Genomic DNA, 20283 nt, shown 5'->3' with positions numbered 1-20283 from the left:
GTGCGAGATCTCGTCGTACGAAAGCCGGTGACCGGCGGCACTGTCAGAAGCGGCCTCCGCCGCCCCGCCGGCCGCGGGTCCCCCCACCGCCGAAGCTGCCCGGCCCCCCTCCGAACCCGCCCCCGGACCCGCCGAAGCCGCCGCCGAAGCCACCGCCCATGCCGCCGCGCCCGCCGCCCAGCAGTCCGCCGAGGATGATGCCGCCCAGCACGGCGCCGCCCGTCCCGCCACCGCCGCGCGGACCGCCGAAGCCGCCGCGGTCGCCGTAGTCCCGTACGTCCTGCTCGGCGAGGCTCCGCGCCTGCGCCGCCAGCGCGTCCGCCTGCTGCGCCTCGGCCAGGGCGGCCTGGGGGTCGCCGCCCTCCGACAGCTGTCCGGCCCCCTCCCACCGCCGCTGGGCCTCGGCGAGCCGGGTGCGGGCCTGGCTGCCGACCGCTCCCCGGTGGGTGGTGATGTAGTCGGCCGCCGCGCCGATCGCCGACCGGGCGGTGAGCAGCGCCTGGTCGAGGAGCGAGCGGGCCCGCCGGTCGCCGTGCTCCTGCTCGCGCGCCCCGGCCAAGGCCTCGTCCAGCGCCGCATCCACCTCCTCCACCCGGCGCAGCGCGTCGACGGGGTCGTACGGTCCGGAGGCGGTCTCGCCCCTCACGTCCGCGACCACCGCCTCGGCGCGGGCGACCCTGCCCCGCAGATCCGCGGTCGGCACCCCCTCCGGGGTCCCGTCCAGGAGCCCCCTGGCATCGGCCAGGTCCGTCTCCGTCTCCGTGAGAGCACTCGGCAGCTTCCCCGCCGCCTCGGCCAGCTCCCCGGCCCGCCGGCCGACCGCGTCCACCAGGGTGGAGATCTGCTTGATGGCTCCTTCGGCGGCGCGTACGTACACCGCGGCCTCGGAGTTGTTCCCGCTGTCCACCGCCTGGCGGGCCCGGTTGAGGGCGGAGGTGGTGAAGACCAGCCGGTCCTTGGCCTGTTCGACGTCCCCGGCGGCCGGAGCGGTGGCCGAGTCCGCGTACCGTCCGCGCATCGCGGCGAGGTCCGTCTCCGTGGCGGAGACCCGTGCGATCAGCTCGCGGAAGGCGGTCTCGGCGGTGGTCACCGCCTGCGGCGCCGTCTGTTCGAGGGCCCGCAGCCGGTCGAAGTCCTCCGACACGGCGTCCAGGCGCCCGTTGGCGTCCGCACAGCGGCTGATGATCTCGTCGAGCATGCGGCGCCGTGCCGTGTCGTCCTCGGGAAAGGCGTCGTCCAGCTGCTGCCGCAGCCGGAAGGCCGCCGTCAGCTCGTTCCCGGCGTGCGCGACCGCCTCGGCGAACGGGGCCGCGGCCTCCTCGCCGAACTGGGCCGTCGCGAAGCCCAGTTCCTCCTCGCTGGTGCGCACGGCGTCGTCCGTGTCGACCAGGTCCTCCTTAGCCCGCGCGTCCAGCTCCGGAAGCGGGACCGGGGGCTCGGCCGCCGTTCGGCCCCCACTGCCCCAGCCGCCGGCCGCCGGAGTCGTCCGGGTCGCCGCACGCCGCCTGCGACGGGTGAAGGCGAGGAAGGCGACCGCTCCCGCGACGACGACCACGGCCAGCGGCACGATCAGATTCACCGACGCGCCGCCGTCGGTGCCTCCGGGATCCGCCGCGCCCGGAGTGACGGCGGGTGTCGGTACGGGGTCGCCGGCGAGGACCGCCGCGTAGCCGTCGGCGGCGCCGATCGCGGCCCCGGCCCAGTCGTTCTGCCGCAGCGCCGGCTCGATCGCCGTGTTCGCCACGTCCCGGAGCTGGGCGTCGGTGAGCCGCGACCCCTGGTCGACGGAGTAGGCGTACTGCCGGTCGTGCGTGGCCACCGCCAGCAGCACGTCCTCCTGGCCGAGGCCGTTGCGGTTCGCCGTCTCGTCGGTCCAGGTCTGGGCATCGCGTCCGGAGAAGTCACGGACGTACGCCACGAACAGCTGCACCTGCCGTTCTTCGAACAGACGGTCGAGGGCGGCCTCGACCTGTGGTTCGCGGTCGCCGAGAGCCCTGACCTTGTCGGTGATCTGCCCGTCACGGGACAGGGTGACAGGGTCCTCGGCCCGGGCGTCCCGGCCGCCCGGCAGGGCGATCCAGAGCACCGCCGTCAGGGCGGCGGCGAGGACCCTGCCGGATATCGAAGGCCGGGACATCCCGGTACGGCTCGCAGGCGGCGTCACATGTGGGAGGCTATGTCCGCCTTCGTCCGCCCGCGACCCGGCCGGTGGGGGCTCCCCGGATCCGAAAGATCGCGCTCAGATGCTGAAGCGCTCCGCGGCGAGCAGCGGGCGCACCCGTGACCGGAAGCCACCCGTCCGGAACGGCCGCTGCAGCAGTCCGGGGCTCAGCTCCTGCGCCAGCGCCGCCGCGATCATGCCCTGGTCGAGCGCAAGCACGAAGTCGCTGACCCGCCCGGTGCCGACGTCGACCGAGTCCCGGAAGCCGTACCCCTCGTCGTACGCGCCGAAGTCACGCTCCAGTGCCAGGAGGTTGGCCAGGGCCTCCCGGCGGGCGTACGGCAGCGCGAGGAACGACGCGTGCGGGGTGACCACGCCGTGGGTGAAGGCCGACGGGCCGGGCAGCGGTGCGCCGTCCGTGGTGTACGTGCGGTCCGTGTTCGACGCGTAGCCGTCGGCCTGCATGCCCAGCGCGTCGACGCCGTACTCCTGGTAGCCGCCCTGGGGGATGTTCGCCGGGGAGAAGCCCCAGTACCCGTACTCCGCCTCCCGCAGCCCGTGCTCGATCTGGCCGCGGACGTAGCGCTCGTGGTTGAGGCCCCAGGACCGCGGCGACCACTCCGGCTCGGGCACGAACAGCGGAACCATCAGCGCCTCGAACATCGAACCGCCCCAGGTGGGGACGATCTTCCGTCCGCGGTGGGTGTAGTGACCCTGCCAGACGCGCACGCCGTGCGACACGGTGTACGCGCCCTTCGGGACCTGCTCCTGCTCGTGCTCGGGCAGCATGGTGCGCAACAGGTGCCAGTAGTGCTCGGGCGGCAGCGAGCCGTCCGCGATGCCGAGGTAACTGGCCATGCGGGGCTCGGTGTTGAGAGCGCCGTAGTGGTGGGCCGTGGGCTCCCCGGTGTCGGTCCAGAAGCCCCCGCGGAGCTGCCCGGGCCCGGCCACCGGGTCGGCCGGGTCGTACGGCGTGTAGAAGTACGACCAGTCGGCGGTGGAGAGGATCCGCGCGATGCGGGGACGCAGCGACGGCGCGGCGTCGGCGGCGATCCGCAGACCGGTGACCAGCCAGGCGTTGTCGACCGAGGAGAGGAACGGGCGGACGGGGTCGCCGCTGCCGGGCCACCGGGTCAGCACCGACCCGTCGTGGGCGTCGTACCAGTTGAGCCAGAAACCGTGGTGGCGCTCCAGCTTCTCGACGGCGGAGACGGTCCGCTCCAGGGTGCGGAGCATCGCGGCCCCGCCGATGACGCCCAGCCCTCCGGCGGCCACCGCCGACCAGAGGCCGCAGCCGATGTCGGTGGGCGAGGTCTGGCGGGAGACGACGGGCGCCGCGCCGCTGAGGTCGGCCTTGTCGGCGGTGAGACCGAAGCCGGTCGTCATGGCCTCGATCGACCGGTAGGTGCCGCGGAACCAGGCCAGGAGCCCGTCGTGTCCGGAGTCCGCACGGCCGGCCGGTGCGGCCGTGGCGTGGGGAGCGGTGAGCGCTCCGAGGGAGAGACCGGCCCCGGTCCCTGCTGCGGTGAGAAACGTGCGACGGTCCATCGGAACCTCTCGGGAAAGAGACATCGACTGCGACGGTGAGCAGGACAGCGTTTCCGGGCGCGGCGCCGCACAGGCGCGGCGGGTGGTGCGGGGCGCGGGTGCGGGAGCCGCCGCCGGTCAGGTGACGGCGGCTCCCGCACCGCAGGGAGCCGTCAGGCGATCCCTGTCGGGGGCCGGTCTCAGCCGGCGGTGCGGGGCAGCTCGCGGGAGCGGCCGAGGGAGCCCAGCCACTCGGCCGAGGGGCGGGCGGTGCGCTCGAAGGTCTCCCAGTCGATGCCGATCAGGCCGAACGTCGGCGTGAACGAGCCCCACTCGTAGTTGTCCAGAGCGCTCCAGGCCAGATAGCCCCGGACGTTCAGCCCGTCCTCGATCGCGGACGCCACCTCGTTCAGCGCGCCGGTGTAGTAGTCGACGCGGCGCGTGTCGTCGGAGGTGGCGATGCCGTTCTCCGTCACGATCAGCGGCATCTCGGCACCGATGACCTCGGCGGTGTGGCGCAGGGCGTGCCCGACGGCGGCGGGGTAGTACTCCCACTGCGTCAGCGTCCGCTCCACGTCGCCGGACGCGGGGATCGGGCCGTCGGCGCCGATCTCCGTACGGGTGTAGGACTGGACGCCGATCCAGTCGTCGCCGCGGGCGGCCTCGATGAAGACGTCCTCGCGCGGACCGCGGTAGGCGGCGGTGACGTCCTCGGCGCCCGGACGGGCCTGGTAGACCTGGTTGGCGATGGTCCAGCCGACCTGGATCCCGGCGTCGATCGCCCGGACCTCCTTCACCGCGGCGTGGTGCGCGGCGATGACCGCCTCGGTCGTCTCGTCGTCCGGGGTGGGCAGTCCGGCGGGCGGGAAGCCGATGTCGCCGCGCTTCGCCTGGCCGGCCATGACAGCGATCATGTTCGGCTCGTTGATCGTGCAGACGTGGCTGACGCCCTCGGAGATCACCGGCGCGCAGGCGGCGACGTACCGGGCGAACAGCTCGGTGGCGCCGTCCGCGGTCCAGCCGCCGCGCGCCTCGAACCACTGCGGCACCGTGAAGTGGTGCAGCGTGACCATCGGGCGCAGCCCGCGGGCGATCGCGCCCTCGACCATGCGGCGGTAGTGGGCCAGCTCGGCACGGGAGAACCGGCCCTCGGCGGGCTCGATACGCGCCCACTCGATCGAGAACCGGTAGTCGGTGAAGCCGAGGGAGGCCAGCAGGTCCATGTCCTCGCGCCACCGGTGGTAGCTGTCGCAGGCGTCGAGGCTGGGCTCCTGGATGTGGGTGCCGGTGGAGTGCTCCTTGACCCACCAGTCGCTGTTGGTGTTGTTGCCCTCGATCTGGTGGGCGGCAGTGGAGGCTCCCCACAGGAAGCCTTCGGGGAACGGGACGGGGGCGTGCGTCATCGCGGAGTGTCTTTCTGTGCGTGAAGAGGGGTGCGGCCGCGGTGCGGGGTGCGGCCTCGGGTGCGGGCGTGCGTGCGCAGGGCGGGCTACTTCATGCCGGCCGTGGCGATGCCCTGGGTGAAGTGCCGTTGCAGGGCGATGAAGAGGATCAGCACCGGCAGTACGACCAGGAAGGCCCCGGCCATGAGCATGCCGTTGGAGCCGCCCGCCTTGTTCGGGTCGGTGGCGAAGGTCGCCAGGGCCACCGGGAGGGTGTACTTGTCGGGGTCGTTGGTCGCGATCAGCGGCCAGACGAAGTTGTTCCACGAGCCGAGGAAGGTGAAGATCGAGAGCGTCGCGAGCGCGGGCTTCACCAGAGGCATGACGATCCGCCAGAAGATGTACCACTCGCCGGCGCCGTCCATCCGGGCCGCCTCCAGCAGCTCGTCCGGGATCGACTGCATGAACTGCCGCATCAGGAAGACCCCGAAGGCCCCGGCGGCGAAGGGCAGGACCAGACCGGCGTACGAGTCGATCAGCTTCAACTTGCTCATCAGCACGAACAGCGGCAGCAGCATCAGGTTCCCGGGCACCATCAGGGCGCCCAGGACGACCCCGAAGATCTTGTTGCGGCCGACGAACCTCAGCTTGGCCAGGGCGTACCCGAGCATCGAGCAGAAGACCAGGTTCGAGACGGTGACCAGCACCGCCACGATCACGGAGTTCATGAAGTAGAGCGGCAGGTCCAGCTTGTCGAGCAGCTGCCGGAAGTTCTCCAGGGTCCACTCGGTGGGGATCCACACCGGAGGGCTGGCCGAGAGGTCGCTCGTCGTCTTGAAGGACGACACGGCCATCCAGAGGAACGGCGCCGACATGATCAGCAGGCCCAGCGAGAGCAGGACGTAGACCAGGGGACGCCTCAGGTTCCGGGACGGGCCCGTGGGAGCCGTGCGCGCGGGTGCTTGGCCGACGGTCATTTGGTGTTGTCCTTCAGCAGTCGGAGCTGCAGCACCGTGATGCCCATGATCACCACGAAGAGCACGTACGCCATGGCGCTCGCGTAGCCCATGTGGAAGAAGTTGAAGCCCTCGCGGTACATGTTCAGCGACACGGTGAGCGTGGAGTCGGACGGCCCGCCCTGGGTCATCACGAACGGCTCCTCGAAGACGTTGAGGTAGCCGATGGTGGTGATCACCGTGGCGTAGAGGAGCGTCGGCCGCAGCAGCGGCACCGTGATCCCCCGGAACTCCTGCCACACGCCGGCGCCGTCGAGCCGCGCGGCCTCACGGACCTCGGTGGGAATGGCCTGTAGGCCGGCGATGAAGAGCACCATGACCGTACCGACGTTGCGCCAGACCGCCATCGCGATCATCGAGGGCATCGCCAGCGCCTCCGAGCCGAGGAAGTCCGGCGCGGTGAGGCCCACTTCGGAGAAGAGGCCCGCGATCAGCCCGTCGCTCGGGTCCAGCACGAACCGCCACACCACGGCGACGGCCACGATGGTGGTGACCACCGGGGCGTAGAAACCGACCCGGAAGAAGGTCCTCGCCCGGTCGATGCCGTTGTTCAGCAGTACGGCGACGACCAGCCCGATCGCGATCGTGAGCGGGACGCCCACCACGACGAAGTACGCCGTGTTGAAGAGCGACCTGAGGAACTTCTCGTCGCCGAACAGCTCGGTGTAGTTCTCGAAGCCGATGAAGTTCGCTTCCCAGGGGCGCGTGACGTTGCGCAGCCCGAAGTCGGTGAAGCTCATCAGCAGCGTGGCGAGGATCGGGAACGCCATGAAGACGGTGAACAGGACGAGGAAGGGCATGGAGAACAGCCAGCCCGCCGCGTTCTGCACGCCCATCGAGCGCTTCCCGCTGCGCCGGCCGTCCCGGGCGGCCCGGGGCGGGAGCGCCCCGGGGCCGTCCTTCACCGTGGCCGGCTGTGCGGCCGTCGAGGTCGTGGTGCCCATGGCTACTGCTTCACGAGGCTTTCGATCTCGGACTGCGCGGTCCCCAGCGCGTCCTCGGCGGAGGCCTTGCCCTGCGTCACCTTCGCGATCGCCTGGTCGACCTTGTCCGTGATCTCCGTCAGCTGCGCCGTGGCCGGCGAGGACTTGGCGGTGTCCATCTGCTTCTTGAAGACCTGCAGATTCGCGTCGTCCGCGAGCTTCCCGGAGTCCCAGGCCGCGGTGTTCGCGGGGAGGTCCTTGGTGCGCTCGTACCAGTCGGCCTGGCCCTCGGTGTCCGTGAGGTACTTGACGAACTCCGTCGCCGCGGCCTTGTGCTCACTGTCCTTGGAGACCACCAGGGAGGAGCCGCCCGCCATGGAGGCGGAGGTCTTGTCCGCAGGGACGGGGGCCACGGCCCACTTGCCCTTGATCTGCGGCTGGCCCTCGTCCAGCAGGGTGACGTGCCAGGGGCCGCCGAAGAACATGGGGACCCGGCCGTTGCCGAAGTCCTTCACGACGTCGTAGCCCGGCTGCAGCGACTTGTCCGCGAGGCCCTTCTCGAAGTACGTGCCGTACTCCTCCAGCGCCCTGACCGCCTCGGGGCTGTCGACGGCCGCCTTGCCCTCGTCGTCGAGGATCGTGCCGCCGGCGGAGTAGAGGAAGGAGTAGAAGCTCTGCACCGTGTCCAGGCCGCTGGGCTGGATGGACAGGCCCCACTTGGTGCCGGCCTTCTCCTGGTATGCGCCGGCCAGGTCCCGCATCTCCTGCCAGTCGGCGGGCGCCTTGTCGACGCCGGCCTTCTTCGCGAGGTCGGTGCGGTAGTAGAGGACCCGGGTGTCGACGTACCACGGCACGCCGTACGCGGTGCCGTCCACCTCGCCCTGGTCCCAGCCGGCAGGGAAGAAGTCCTTCTTGTCGAAGGTCTTCGTGTCGACCGGCTCCAGCACGCCGAGCTCGGCGAACTCTCCCATGTAGCTGCCGCCCATCTGCGCCACGTCCGGCATGGTGCCGGCCGCGGCGGCGGAGACGAGCTTCTGGTGGGCGACGTCCCAGCCGACCGGGGTCACCTTGACGGTGACGTTGGGGTTGGCCTTCTCGTACACCTCGGCCACCTCCGCGAGCTTCTCGCCCTCGGCCCCCATGGCCCAGACGGTGAGCGTCTGCTTCGCGTCCGCGGCGACGTCGTCACCACCGGAGCTCCCGCAGGCGGAGAGGCCGAGGGCGAGCGCCACGGTGACGGCGGCGGAGGCGGTTCTGGCGGTGCGGGACATGGAGGGCTCCTCCTCGAGCAATCCGAATGTATGCGCTGCCTGTAAGCGCATACATCACTCTGCGGCAGTCGTTCGGGAATCCGCAAGGGGGTGCTGCGTCACACTCGTGCAACGCGCTCGACACCTGGAGGTCCGGTCGTGGCACCGTAAGCACGCCGTTTGCGGATTTGAAGTGGATGTGACCGATTCCGCATGTTTGGCGGAATTCGGAGCTCGCTCGGTGGCCGATTACTGTCCTGGCCATGGCTCCGTTCGCACACGACTACCCGTTCGACCCCGCCCACGGCCGGACGCTCGACGACCTGGTGCGGATACCGGCGCCCGACGACGCCCCCGAGGACTTCGACGCGTTCTGGAAGGCGCGGCACCGTGAGGCCCGCGCGGTCGCCACGGCTCCCGTGGTGGGGCCGGTCGAGGAGGAGCGCGACGGGGTCCGGGTGCACGGCGTGACCTTCACGTCCGTCGGCGGCGTACGCCTCGGGGGCTGGCTCGCGCTGCCCGCCGAGGGCCCGGCGGAGCACGGCTTCGTCATCGGCCACGGATACGGCGGCCGGCAGTCGGCCGGCCCCGCCGTGCCGCTGCCCCTGCCCGGGGCGGCCGCGATCCTTCCCTGCGTACGCGGCATGGGCTCCCGGAGCAGGCTGCCCGGCGTCCCGGACAAGGCAGCCAGACACGTCCTGCACGGCATCGGCTCGCGCGACACCTACGTCATCGGCGCCTGCGTGGCCGACCTGTGGTGCGCGGCTTCGGCGCTCCAGGAAGTGCTGCCCGGGCTCGCCGGACCCGGCCGCCTCGGCTTCCTCGGGGAGAGCCTCGGCGGTGGTCTCGGCGCTCTCGCGCTGCCCTGGGACGAGAGGTTCGGCGCCGCGCAGCTCACCGTGCCGACCTTCGGCAGCCACCCGCTGCGGCTCACCCTGCCCTGCTCCGGCAGCGGCGAGTCCGTGCGCGCCCATCACCGCGAGCACCCCGAGGTGACGGAGGTGCTGCGGTACTTCGACGCGGCGACGGCCGCGGCGCGCCTGGAGCTGCCGACCCTGGTCGCCGCGGCTCTGTTCGACCCGGCGGTGCCGCCGCCGGGGCAGTTCGCCGTGCACAACGCGCTGCCGGGGCACCGGGAGCTGATGGTGCTGAGGGCGGGCCACTTCGCCCATGAGGGGCGGGCGGAGGAGAGCGCCGCGCTGGCCGCGCGACGCGAGGTCTTCTTCGGGAAGTGGCTCTGAGGGGGTGCCCGGGGAGGCGTCCTGAGGCGTCCTGGGGCAGGGCCGAGGCTCCGAGGGGCTCCGGGCCGTTCGGCGGGAGCGGTTCCGCCCCTCCGAGTCCGGCCGTACCCGCTCCCGGGGCGCGTGGGGTGGGCCGTACCCGCTCCCTGGGTGCGTGGGGTGGGCCGTACCCGCTCCCGGGCCGCGTGGGGTCAGCCGCAGCCGCAGCTCGCGCGGCGGGCCAGGGAGACGGGCAGCTCCAGCGAGACCGGGGGGCGGCCCGGGTCGGCCAGGCGTTGCACCAGCAACTCCACCGCCTGCTCGCCCAGCTGCCGGATCGGCTGCCGCACGGTCGTCAGCGAGGGGCGCACGATCCGGCTCAGGGGGATCCCGTCGAAGCCGGTCACGGCGATGTCCTCGGGCACCCGCACCCCGCGCCGCTCCAGGGCGCGCAGCGCCCCCACCGCCATCTGGTCGTTGGCGAAGAGCATCGCGTCCGGCCGCTCGGTACCCCGGTCGAGCAGTGTCTCGGCCGCCCGCGCGCCCTCGGCCCGGGTCATCATCCCGGTTCGCAGGTCCGGTGCGCCGGGGACCGGCAGCCCCGCGTCGCGGCACGCGTCCCGGAAGCCGCGGAACCGCGCCTCCGCGTCGGGGGATTCCGGGCCGCCCCCGACGAAGGCGAGCCGGCGCAGCCCGTGGTCCTCGATCAGATGGCGGGCCAGTTCGCGTTCCCCGGCGGCGTTCGCGACGACGAGGTGGTCGAGGTGGTCGATCTCGCGGGGGCCGGCGAGCATCACCACCGGCAGCCGGCGCGATATGACCTCGAGGTCCTCGGTCGGCACGGTCTGCGCCAGCACGGCGAAGCCGTCCACCCGGCCCGCGACCTTCGCGACGAGGCTCTCCGGCCCGCCCTCCAGTGAGGCGGCGATCAGCAGGGCGTACCCGTGGCGGCGGGCCGCCCGCTCCATCCCGCGGATGATCTGGTCGGAGTACAGCATCGCCGCGTCGTCGGCCCCGCTGTCGGTCTCCGCGTCCGCCTCGGCGTCCGGATCGGCGTAATCGGGGAAGCAGAGCCCCAGTACGCCGGTGGTGCGGCTGGCCAGTCCGCGGGCGTTGCCACTCGGCACGTAGCCGAGCTCGCGGGCCGCCTCCAGAACCCTCTCCCGCGTCTGGGCGCGCACGGAGCCGGGGTTGCGGTAGACCCGGGAAACCGTGGCGATCGAGACGCCCGACCGCTCGGCGACGTCGTACACCGTAGGGGCGCTCACTCGACCGACCGTCCGCTTCTTCTCCGTGCACCACCGGCTGCCTGCCGGTGGGGGCCCTCTTCTGAAAGCGCATTCACCCTAGATCGCGGGCCCGGTGGCGGGCAACAGCGACCCCCGTACCGCGCGTCGTCCGGCCTTTGCCCAATAATGGACAGGCTGCCTTGCAAGATGTCCTGTCCATCTTTACGGTGGGGAGCATGTCCGAAACGTCCGAGACCCCCCAGCCGCAGCACCCCGGCGATCCGGGGGCGGAGCGCGTGGCCACGGATCTCGCGGCCGTCGTCGGCCGGCTGCTCAGGCGGCTGCGGAGCTCGTCGGCCGACAGCCTGCTCACCCCCTCGCAGCGCTCGGTCCTCGCCAGGCTGGAGGACGGCGGCCCCGCCACCACGGCGGCGCTGGCCCGGGCCGAGCTGGTGCGGCCCCAGTCCATGCGGCTGACCCTCGGCGCGCTGGAGAGCCAGGGGTTCGTCACCCGCGCACCGGACCCGGATGACGGCCGCAAGTCGGTCGTGTCCGTCACCGAGGCGGGGAGCGCCACGCTCGCGGACGTGCGGGCCGCCAAGCGGAGCTGGCTGGCCGAAGTGATCGCCGCCGAGCTGGACGGGGCGGAGCGCCGCGCGCTCGCCGAGGCCGTCGGGCTCATCGGCCGGCTGGTCGACAAGTGACCCGGTACGGCACGGACCTGAGCCCCGCCGCGCCCGTGGCGGGAACCCCCTCCGCGGGCCCGGCGGAGCCGGGGCCCGGATTCAGCGGGCGGCTCACGGCGCCGCTGCTGATGGGCTCCCTGCTCAACCCGCTCAACACCACGATGATCTCCACGGCCCTGGTGTCCATCGGGCACTCCTTCGGCATCGGGGCGGCCGACACCGCCTGGCTCATCTCCGTCCTCTACCTCGCCAGCGCCGTCGCCCAGCCCGTCCTCGGCAAGCTCGCCGACACCCTCGGCCCGCGCCGGGTCTTCCTGGCCGGTCTCGTCGTCGTGATCGCGTCCGGGCTGGTCGGCGCGCTGGCTCCCGGATTCGGCACGCTCATCGTCTCCCGCCTGCTGCTCGGCATCGGTACGTCGGCCGCCTATCCGGCGGCCATGGCCGTCCTGCGCGACGAGTCGCGCCGCCTCGGCAGGCCCACCCCGCGCCCCGTGCTCGCCAGGCTCTCCTTCGCAGCCCTGGGCAGCGCCGCCGTCGGCCCCGCGCTCGGCGGACTGCTCGTGTCGGTCGTCGGCTGGCGCGGCATCTTCGCCGTCAACGTGCCGATCGCGCTGCTCGCCCTCGGCGCCGCGCTGCTCTGGGTCCCGGCCGACCCGCCGCGCGGACGGTCCGCCGACGGGAGCACGCCGAAGCTCTCGCTGGACCCTCTCGGCATAGGCCTGTTCACCACGGCGCTGACGCTGCTCGTCTTCTTCCTGCTCGACCTGGCCCACCCCCAGTGGTGGCTGCTCGCGCCCTTCGCCGTGCTGACGGCCGTCCTGGTCCGCCGGCAGCTGCGCACCCCGCAGCCGTTCATCGACGTCCGGATGCTGGCGCGCAACGGACCCCTGCTCCGTACCTACGTGCGCCACGGGCTCAGCTATCTCCTCATCTACTGCGTGATGTACGGCTACACGCAGTGGCTCGAGGAGGCCCGCGGCTTCTCCTCCGGCCACACCGGGCTGCTCATGCTGCCCATGTCCGTCACGGCGCTGGTCTGCTCGCTGCTCGGGGCCCGCACGAAGGGCCTGCGCGGCCCGCTGACCGTGGCCTGCCTCCTGCTCACCGCCGGCGCGGGCGTCCTGCTGTTCCTCACCGGCGAGACCCCGCTGGCCGTGCTGCTGCTCGCCGGGGCGTGCTTCGGCGCCCCGCAGGGTCTCATCGGGACGAGCAACCAGGCGGCCGTCCAGGCGTACGCGCCCCCGGACGGCATCGGCGCGGCGGCCGGGCTCCAGCGCACGGCCCAGTACATCGGGGCCATCACGGCGTCCAGCCTGATCGCCCTCGCCTACGCCGACGCGGCGACCGACGCCGGACTGCACCTCATGGCGGCGGTATCCGTCGTCCTGGCGGTCCTGCTGGCCGTCCTGACGCTCACGGACCGTTCCCTGCGCGTCCGCGCCTGAGCCCGGCCCCACGCCCCCCCCGACCCCACCCCCGCGCGCCCCCGCGCGCACGCACCTGACCGACAGCACCTCAAGGAGTACGCACATGACCGCCACCGTCCTGGACCCCCGGACCGCACTCGTCGTCGTCGACCTGCAGAAGGGCATCGTCGCCCTTCCGACGGCCCACCCGGCCGGCGACGTCGTCGCCCGCTCGGCGACCCTCGCCGACGCGTTCCGCGCCAAGGGCCTCCCGGTCTTCCTGGTCCGCGTCACCGGCGGCGCCCCCGGCCGCAACGAGGGGAAGGCGCCGTCCGGCAAGCCCGCGGCCGACTGGGCGGAGATCGTGCCCGAGCTCGGCCCGCACGACGATGACATCGTCGTCACCAAGCAGCAGTGGGGGGCCTTCCACGGCACGGCCCTGGACCTCGAACTGCGCCGCCGCGGGATCACCCAGGTCGTGCTGACCGGCATCGCGACCAGCATCGGTGTCGAGTCCACCGCCCGCGCCGCCCACGAGCACGGCTACCACGTCACCGTCGCCACCGACGCGGTCACCGACATGGACGCCGCCGCCCACGGCAACAGCGTCGAGAAGATCTTCCCGAGGCTCGGCGAGACCGGCACCACCGCGGCGATCATCGAGCTGCTCGGCTGACACCGCCGGGCCGGTGCCGGAACCGGGGCCGCACGGGTGACGTGTGCGGCCCCACCGGCCGTGTCTGCCGCCTCCCGCGCGTACCGGTGCGTTCAGTGGATCAGCGAATCAATCTGATCAACTGCAAATGCCACCAGAACGCATCATCCGGTCCATTCCGGTACGGGGTGGACCGGGCCGGCCCCGGAGGTATCAGCCATGGCCCACGTCGGCGTCCCGCGCGGGACGGCCCGAAAGCGCCGCTCGGTCGCGCTCCTGGCGACAGGCGTGCTCACGATCCCGGTACTGGCGGGCTGCACCTCGGACAGCGAGGGCCCCGCCTCGGTGGCCGTCCCGCAGGACATCGCCCCGGCCTCCCGGGACCGGGTCACCGAAGGCTCGACCCTCACCTGGGCGATCGACGCGGTCCCCGCCACCCTCAACGCCTTCCAGGCGGACGCCGACAGCGCGACCACGCGGATCACCGGCGCCCTCCTGCCCTCCCTCTTCTCGATGGACGCGCGGGGCGAGCCGCGCCTCAACCCGAACTACCTGGAGTCGGCCGAGGTCATCGAGCAGGAGCCCAAGCAGGTCGTGCTCTACAAGCTCGACCAGCAGGCCGTGTGGAGCGACGGCCGGGAGATCGGCGCCCCCGACTTCGTCGCCCAGTGGCGCGCGCTGAGCGGCAAGGACTCCGCCTTCTGGACCGCGCGCAACGCGGGGTACGAGCGGATCGAGAAGATCGAGCGCGGCAAGGACGACCTCCAGGTCAGGGTCACGTTCTCGAAGCCGTACGCCGACTGGCGCTCGCTCTTCTCACCCCTGTACCCGAAGGAGGTCACCGGGTCCCCGGGCACCTTCAACGACGGGGCGCGGACCACCCTCAAGAACACCGCGGGCCCCTTCCGGCTGCGCAGCGTGAGCAAGGCCGAGGGGACGGTCGTGCTCGACCGGAACCCGCGCTGGTGGGGCGACGAGGCCAAACTCGAGTCCCTGGTCTTCCGGGCCGTCGGGCCCGAGGACCGCACCGAGGCGCTGACCAAGGGCACGGTGGACGTCGCCGACATCGACCCGTCCGCGGCGAACAGCATCACGCAGGCCGCCCGCTACCGGGGCGGGAACGGGCAGCCCCCCGCCCACGGACCGGGCGCCGACATCACCCCGGCCTCCGCCCTGCGCTCCTGGGCGCTGGCCCACGGCTCGGACGAGGAGGCCGCCGAGACGGCGCAGGCCGCCCGCGAGAAGAGCAGGGAAGCCGTCGCCGTGTACGCGGCCGAGCAGAAGTCGCTGAGCGGTTTCGCCGTGCGCAAGTCCCTGGAGCCCGCGTACACGCAGCTGGCGCTGAACGGTGAGTCCGGGCCCCTCTCCGACGACCGGGTGCGCCGCGCCATCGCCCGCACCCTGGACCGGCAGGAGCTCGCCGACACCGTGCTGAAGCCGCTCGGCCTGCCCGCGAAGCCGCCCGGCAGCCACCTCGCGCTGGCCGGGCAGCCCGCCTACAAGGACGGCAGCGGGGCGCTCGGCGACCGGGACACCAAGGAGGCGCAGGCGCTGCTGGCCGACGCCGGATGGACCGTGGGCGGGGCGATCCGCAAGACCGAGGACACCAAGGCGGGCAGCGAGGCCGAGAAGAAGGCGGCCGAGGAGAAGAAGGCGTCCGGGAAGGGCGGCAGTACGGCCGACAAGGAGAAGAAGGCGTCCGAGAAGGACGGGAAGGCCGAGGACGAGAAGGCCGAGAAGGACGAGAAGGCCTCGCGCGAGGAGGGGACCTACGTCGTCGGCGACGACAAGCCGGGTGAGCGCCGGGCCGGCGACGCCGAGGTCACCGCACAGGACAAGCGTCCCGGTGGTGCCGCGGGTGCCTACGCCCCTGCGGGGACCGCGGCACCGGCCCCCGTCTCGGTCAAGGACCGGCTCGGCAAGGGCGGCAAGCCGCTGAGCCTCCGCTTCGTCCTGCCCTCGGGACCCGGTTCGCAGTCGCTGCGCGCCGTCGGGGAGAAGATCGTCGCGATGCTGGACTCGATCGGCATCAGCACGCAGGTCACCAAGGTCGACGACGACAGCTACTTCAAGGACCACATCGCGTCCGGCGCGTACGACATGGCGCTGTACTCCTGGCCCGCCACCGCCTACCCGGCGACCGACGGCCGGCCGATCTTCGCCAAGCCGGAGCCCGCCACCGACGGGTCGCTGCTCGTCGAGCAGAACTACACGCGGGTCGGGTCGGACCACATCGACCAGCTCTTCGACCGGGCCGTCTCCGAGCTCGACGCCAACGCGTCCAGGGACCTCCTGAAGCAGGCCGACGCCCGGATCTGGGCAGCCGCAGGATCGATTCCGCTGTATCAGAGGCCACAGCTGGTCGCCGTCGACAAGAAACTGGCGAACATCGGCGCCTTCGGCTTCGCCGCCCCTCGCTACGAGGACATCGGCTTCACCGGCCGTGAAGCGGCAGGTTCCCCCGCGAATCGGAAGAAGTAGCAGGTCAAAGGCGTATTCGAAGCTCAGATACAGCTCAACTCCCTTGCCCGCCGGAGCCCCCGGCGGGCAAGGTGGTGTCCGCCCCGACCCGGGCTGCTCGTCTTCTCACACCCCTTGCCGTCCGGCCGTACGCCGGCTGGACGATGACGTAATACCGGCTGAATATCGGCTGAATTGTGGCTGTGGCCCGGCTCTCAGGATCGGCCCGGGAAGCCCCGGACCCATCGGGCCCGTACCATTGGACTAGCCGTGGCGTGCCGCCCGGCGGGCGTACGAGGACTCGAGACCGACTGAGACGCCTGATCCCACGATCCGAGAGAAGCGCAAGCCACCCATGCCCACGCGCCACGACATCCGTAACGTAGCCATTGTCGCCCACGTCGACCACGGCAAGACCACGCTGGTCGACGCCATGCTCAAGCAGGCGGGCGCCTTCGCCGCGCACGCCGCCGAGAACCTCGACGAACGCATGATGGACTCGAACGACCTGGAGCGTGAGAAGGGCATCACGATCCTGGCCAAGAACACGGCCGTCAAGTACCACCCCAAGGATGGCGGCGACGTCATCACCATCAACATCATCGACACCCCCGGCCACGCCGACTTCGGTGGTGAGGTCGAGCGCGGCCTCTCGATGGTGGACGCGGTCGTCCTGCTCGTCGACGCCTCCGAGGGCCCGCTCCCGCAGACGCGCTTCGTGCTCCGCAAGGCGCTGACGGCCAAGCTGCCGGTCATCCTCTGCATCAACAAGACGGACCGCCCGGACTCCCGGATCGCCGAGGTCATCGACGAGACGTACGACCTCTTCCTGGACCTCGACGCCGACGAGGACCAGATCGAGTTCCCGATCGTCTACGCCTGCGCCCGTGACGGCGTCGCCTCGCTGACCAAGCCGGAGGACGGCAGCGTCCCGGCGGACAGCGACAGCCTGGAGCCGTTCTTCAGCACGATCCTCTCCGCGGTCCCGGCCCCGGAGTACGACGAGGACGCCCCGCTCCAGGCGCACGTCACCAACCTGGACGCCGACAACTTCCTCGGCCGTATCGCGCTCTGCCGTGTCGAGCAGGGTGAGCTGCGCAAGGGCCAGACCGTCGCGTGGATCAAGCGCGACGGCTCGATGTCCAACGTCCGCATCACCGAGCTGCTCATGACCGAGGCGCTCACCCGCAAGCCCGCCGAGAAGGCCGGCCCGGGCGACATCTGCGCGATCGCCGGTATCCCGGACATCATGATCGGCGAGACCCTTGCCGACCCCGAGAACCCGGTCGCGCTGCCGCTGATCACGGTCGACGAGCCCGCCATCTCGATGACGATCGGTGCGAACACCTCGCCGCTCGTCGGCAAGGGCGGCAAGGGCCACAAGGTCACCGCGCGCCAGATCAAGGACCGCCTCGACCGCGAGCTGATCGGTAACGTCTCGCTCCGTGTCCTGGAGACCGAGCGTCCCGACGCGTGGGAGGTCCAGGGCCGTGGTGAGCTCGCCCTGGCCATCCTGGTCGAGCAGATGCGCCGTGAGGGCTTCGAGCTGACCGTCGGCAAGCCGGAGGTCGTCACCAAGCAGGTCGACGGCAAGACGCACGAGCCGATCGAGCGCATGACGATCGACTCGCCCGAGGAGCACCTCGGTTCCATCACCCAGCTCATGGCGACCCGCAAGGGCCGCATGGAGACGATGACGAACCACGGTTCGGGCTGGGTCCGCATGGAGTGGATCGTGCCGTCCCGCGGCCTCATCGGCTTCCGTACGGAGTTCCTGACGCAGACCCGCGGCACCGGCATCGCGCACTCCCTGTTCGAGGGCCACGAGCCGTGGTTCGGCGAGCTGCGCACGCGCCACAACGGTTCGCTGGTGGCCGACCGCTCGGGCGTCGTGACGCCGTTCGCGATGGTCAACCTCCAGGAGCGCGGTGTCATCTTCACCGAGGCCGGCACCGAGGTCTACGAGGGCATGATCATCGGCGAGAACTCGCGCGCCGACGACATGGACGTGAACATCACCAAGGAGAAGAAGCTCACCAACATGCGTGCGGCTTCCGCGGACACCACGGAGAACGTGGTGCCCGCCCGCAAGCTGTCGCTGGAGCAGTCCCTGGAGTTCTGCCGCGACGACGAGTGCATCGAGGTCACCCCGGAGACGGTCCGCATCCGCAAGGTCGTCCTGGACCAGAAGCAGCGTGGCCGCTCGGCCTCGCGCGCGAAGAACGGCTGACCTGACCGGTACCGCCCGCTCCGGCCGGCGAACCGTCAGTACGAGCCATTGACATGAGGCCCGGACCCCCGCAGACACTGTGGGGGTCCGGGCCTTTCGTCAACCCGATTTCCTGACCGAGGTGTCCGCATATCGTGCGTCGCTCTCCGGAACATGTGTTAACGGTCCGTTTCGGGGGTGTCTGTCTGGGATCACTTTGTCCGGATTTCGGGCAACCATGGCTTCTCGATGTTGTCAAACCGAGACCCTTTAAGTGTGGTTTACAGCCCGGTGTTACTTAATAGTTGGCTCCATTGAGCTCGGGTCAATGGGTCGGCGCACTGTGGGGAGTGCGGACTCACGAGCACACTCGGGGCACTGAAAACGATCGCCGTCAGGGGTGTCGGTGGATCTCTCCAGTGCCCCTCTTGTAGTCAAAAGTGGACTCATGAGGAGGAAACCCATGCGCGGTGCCAAGAGCGCCAAGTGGGTCGCGGGAGCGGCAATCATCGCCCTGGCCGCGACTGCCTGTGGCGGGGGCGACAGCGACGACAGCAGCAACGCCTCGAAGGAGAAGGGCAAGCCCGCGGGCTACGTCTCCATCGACGTCGGCGAGCCGCAGAAGCCGCTGATCCCGGCCGACACCAACGAGTCGCTGGGTAGCTACGTCATCCAGTCGATCTTCACCCAGCTGCTCGACTTCGATGCGGACGGCAACATCGTCTACACGAACGCCGAGTCCGTGAAGTCGACGGACAACAAGACGTGGACGGTCAAGCTCAAGCCCGGCTGGAAGTTCCACGACGGCACCCCGGTCACGTCCGAGTCGTACATCAAGGCCTGGAACTGGTACGCCAACGTCAAGAACGCCCAGCAGAACGCGTTCTGGTTCGAGGACATCAAGGGCTACGCGGACGTCCACCCGGAGAAGGGTGACCCCAAGGGCACGGAGATGTCCGGTCTGAAGGCCGTCGACGACACCACCTTCACGATCGAGCTCAACAAGCCGGTCCCGTACTACGAGTACAAGCTCGGCTACACGACCTTCGCCCCGCTGCCCGAGGTCTTCTACAAGGACACCAAGGCGTTCGGCCAGGCTCCGGTCGGCAACGGTCCCTACATCTTCGAGAAGTGGGACCACAAGAAGCTCATCCAGGTCAAGGCCAACCCTGACTACCAGGGCCCGAACAAGGCCAAGAACAAGGGTGTCCTCTTCAAGAACTACGCGACCGTCGAGGCCGCGTACCAGGACCTCCTCTCCGGCAACCTGGACATGATCCGCCAGGTCGGCCCGAAGGACCTGCCGAAGTACAAGGCCGACCTCGGCGACCGCGCGATCGACGAGCCGTACGCGGCCATCCAGTCGCTGGTCCCGACCTTCTACTCGAAGACCTTCAAGGACATCGACCCGAAGGTCCTCCAGGGTCTGTCGATGGCGATCGACCGTGACACGATCACCAAGACCGTGCTCAACGGCACCCGCAAGCCCGCCACCAGCTTCACGCCTCCGGGCGTCGCCGGTAACCAGGACCTGGGCACCGACGTGTTCAAGTTCGACCCGGCGAAGGCGAAGCAGCTCGTCACCGAGGGCGGCGGTGTTCCGGAGAACAAGATCTGGATCCAGTACAACGCCGACGGCGGCCACAAGGAGTGGGTGACCGCGGTCTGCGAGTCCATCCGCAACGCCACCGGGGTCGACTGCGTGCCGGACGCCAAGCCGGACTTCCAGACCGACCTGGAGGCGCGTGACAACGACCAGGTCAAGTCGATGTACCGCGGTGGCTGGGTCGCCGACTACCCGCTGAACGTCAACTTCATGCGGGAGCTGTACGGCACGACCGCCGAGGCCAACAACGGCCGGTTCTCCGACAAGGAGGTCGACGCGGCGTTCAAGAAGGGCGACAACGCGGCCACCCTGGACGACTCCATCAAGGCGTACCAGGACGCGGAGAAGCTCGTCCTCGCCAAGATGCCGGCGATCCCGCTCTGGGAGTACAAGACCAACGGTGGCTACTCGAAGTCCGTCGACAACGTGACGATCGACTTCCACGGTGACTACAACATCACCGAAGTCACCGTCGCGAAGTAGTCACGCCTGAGGGCCCCCACTCGGCCATCAGCCGCCCACACAGGCAGTAGGTCCCGGGGGCCGCTCTCCA

Annotated in this window: 14 protein-coding genes; 7 read left to right on the top strand and 7 right to left on the bottom strand. The window is 70.9% G+C overall.

Annotated features, from left to right (window positions below; translation table 11 throughout):
• Nucleotides 1–43 precede the first annotated feature (43 nt).
• From ACFC51_RS03215 to ACFC51_RS03190, 6 genes are all read right to left on the bottom strand, one after another.
• Nucleotides 44–2137, bottom strand: a complete 2094-nt coding sequence (locus ACFC51_RS03215; RefSeq protein WP_376527057.1) for a TPM domain-containing protein — start codon at nt 2135–2137, stop codon at nt 44–46.
• Nucleotides 2138–2239: 102 nt separating this feature from the next.
• The gene (locus ACFC51_RS03210; RefSeq protein ID WP_376526756.1) at nt 2240–3709 is read right to left on the bottom strand and encodes a glucoamylase family protein; all 1470 of its coding nucleotides are present in this window, start codon (nt 3707–3709) and stop codon (nt 2240–2242) included.
• A gap of 179 nt (nt 3710–3888) precedes the next feature.
• Complete coding sequence (locus ACFC51_RS03205; RefSeq protein ID WP_376372295.1) at nt 3889–5091, bottom strand: glycoside hydrolase family 1 protein; 1203 nt, start codon at nt 5089–5091, stop codon at nt 3889–3891.
• A gap of 86 nt (nt 5092–5177) precedes the next feature.
• Nucleotides 5178–6047, bottom strand: a complete 870-nt coding sequence (locus tag ACFC51_RS03200) for a carbohydrate ABC transporter permease (protein ID WP_376372298.1) — start codon at nt 6045–6047, stop codon at nt 5178–5180.
• Nucleotides 6044–7030, bottom strand: a complete 987-nt coding sequence (locus tag ACFC51_RS03195; protein ID WP_376372301.1) for a carbohydrate ABC transporter permease — start codon at nt 7028–7030, stop codon at nt 6044–6046. Before ACFC51_RS03195 ends, ACFC51_RS03200 begins: the two co-directional genes overlap by 4 nt.
• Nucleotides 7031–7032: 2 nt before the next feature.
• Nucleotides 7033–8280, bottom strand: coding sequence for a sugar ABC transporter substrate-binding protein (locus ACFC51_RS03190; protein ID WP_376372304.1), 1248 nt, complete (start codon nt 8278–8280; stop codon nt 7033–7035).
• Between the two features lie 242 nt (nt 8281–8522).
• On the opposite strand from ACFC51_RS03190, the gene ACFC51_RS03185 reads away from it, so the two are divergent.
• Entirely contained in the window at nt 8523–9500 is a 978-nt protein-coding gene (locus tag ACFC51_RS03185; RefSeq protein WP_376526754.1) for an acetylxylan esterase, read from the top strand.
• A 191-nt stretch (nt 9501–9691) separates the two neighbouring features.
• Here ACFC51_RS03185 and ACFC51_RS03180 read toward each other — a convergent pair whose 3' ends face one another.
• Entirely contained in the window at nt 9692–10747 is a 1056-nt protein-coding gene (locus ACFC51_RS03180) for a LacI family DNA-binding transcriptional regulator (RefSeq protein WP_376526751.1), read from the bottom strand.
• A gap of 197 nt (nt 10748–10944) precedes the next feature.
• On the opposite strand from ACFC51_RS03180, the gene ACFC51_RS03175 reads away from it, so the two are divergent.
• The 6 genes from ACFC51_RS03175 (at nt 10945) to ACFC51_RS03150 (ending at nt 20213) form a co-directional block, all read left to right on the top strand.
• Nucleotides 10945–11412, top strand: coding sequence for a MarR family winged helix-turn-helix transcriptional regulator (locus ACFC51_RS03175; protein WP_376526749.1), 468 nt, complete (start codon nt 10945–10947; stop codon nt 11410–11412).
• A gap of 110 nt (nt 11413–11522) precedes the next feature.
• Complete coding sequence (locus ACFC51_RS03170; RefSeq protein ID WP_376527055.1) at nt 11523–12839, top strand: MFS transporter; 1317 nt, start codon at nt 11523–11525, stop codon at nt 12837–12839.
• An 85-nt stretch (nt 12840–12924) separates the two neighbouring features.
• Nucleotides 12925–13476, top strand: coding sequence for an isochorismatase family protein (locus tag ACFC51_RS03165; protein WP_376526746.1), 552 nt, complete (start codon nt 12925–12927; stop codon nt 13474–13476).
• A gap of 198 nt (nt 13477–13674) precedes the next feature.
• The gene (locus tag ACFC51_RS03160; protein ID WP_376526743.1) at nt 13675–15936 is read left to right on the top strand and encodes an ABC transporter family substrate-binding protein; all 2262 of its coding nucleotides are present in this window, start codon (nt 13675–13677) and stop codon (nt 15934–15936) included.
• 334 nt (nt 15937–16270) lie between these two features.
• Nucleotides 16271–18145, top strand: coding sequence for a translational GTPase TypA (gene typA / locus ACFC51_RS03155; protein ID WP_376372319.1), 1875 nt, complete (start codon nt 16271–16273; stop codon nt 18143–18145).
• 442 nt (nt 18146–18587) lie between these two features.
• Complete coding sequence (locus ACFC51_RS03150; protein WP_376372321.1) at nt 18588–20213, top strand: ABC transporter substrate-binding protein; 1626 nt, start codon at nt 18588–18590, stop codon at nt 20211–20213.
• Nucleotides 20214–20283: the final 70 nt, after the last annotated feature.

The sequence above is a fragment of the Streptomyces sp. NPDC055962 genome (assembly GCF_042270185.1).
Classification (GTDB): Bacteria; Actinomycetota; Actinomycetes; order Streptomycetales; family Streptomycetaceae; genus Streptomyces.
This window is presented reverse-complemented; position numbering and strand designations above follow the sequence as displayed.

Coding starts and splice junctions, on each gene's coding strand:
- ACFC51_RS03215 (WP_376527057.1), bottom strand. CDS start 2,137: ATGTCCCGGCCTTCGATATCCGGCAGGGTCCTCGCCGCCGCCCTGACG.
- ACFC51_RS03210 (WP_376526756.1), bottom strand. CDS start 3,709: ATGGACCGTCGCACGTTTCTCACCGCAGCAGGGACCGGGGCCGGTCTC.
- ACFC51_RS03205 (WP_376372295.1), bottom strand. CDS start 5,091: ATGACGCACGCCCCCGTCCCGTTCCCCGAAGGCTTCCTGTGGGGAGCC.
- ACFC51_RS03200 (WP_376372298.1), bottom strand. CDS start 6,047: ATGACCGTCGGCCAAGCACCCGCGCGCACGGCTCCCACGGGCCCGTCC.
- ACFC51_RS03195 (WP_376372301.1), bottom strand. CDS start 7,030: ATGGGCACCACGACCTCGACGGCCGCACAGCCGGCCACGGTGAAGGAC.
- ACFC51_RS03190 (WP_376372304.1), bottom strand. CDS start 8,280: ATGTCCCGCACCGCCAGAACCGCCTCCGCCGCCGTCACCGTGGCGCTC.
- ACFC51_RS03185 (WP_376526754.1), top strand. CDS start 8,523: ATGGCTCCGTTCGCACACGACTACCCGTTCGACCCCGCCCACGGCCGG.
- ACFC51_RS03175 (WP_376526749.1), top strand. CDS start 10,945: ATGTCCGAAACGTCCGAGACCCCCCAGCCGCAGCACCCCGGCGATCCG.
- ACFC51_RS03170 (WP_376527055.1), top strand. CDS start 11,523: ATGGGCTCCCTGCTCAACCCGCTCAACACCACGATGATCTCCACGGCC.
- ACFC51_RS03165 (WP_376526746.1), top strand. CDS start 12,925: ATGACCGCCACCGTCCTGGACCCCCGGACCGCACTCGTCGTCGTCGAC.
- ACFC51_RS03160 (WP_376526743.1), top strand. CDS start 13,675: ATGGCCCACGTCGGCGTCCCGCGCGGGACGGCCCGAAAGCGCCGCTCG.
- typA (WP_376372319.1), top strand. CDS start 16,271: ATGCCCACGCGCCACGACATCCGTAACGTAGCCATTGTCGCCCACGTC.
- ACFC51_RS03150 (WP_376372321.1), top strand. CDS start 18,588: ATGCGCGGTGCCAAGAGCGCCAAGTGGGTCGCGGGAGCGGCAATCATC.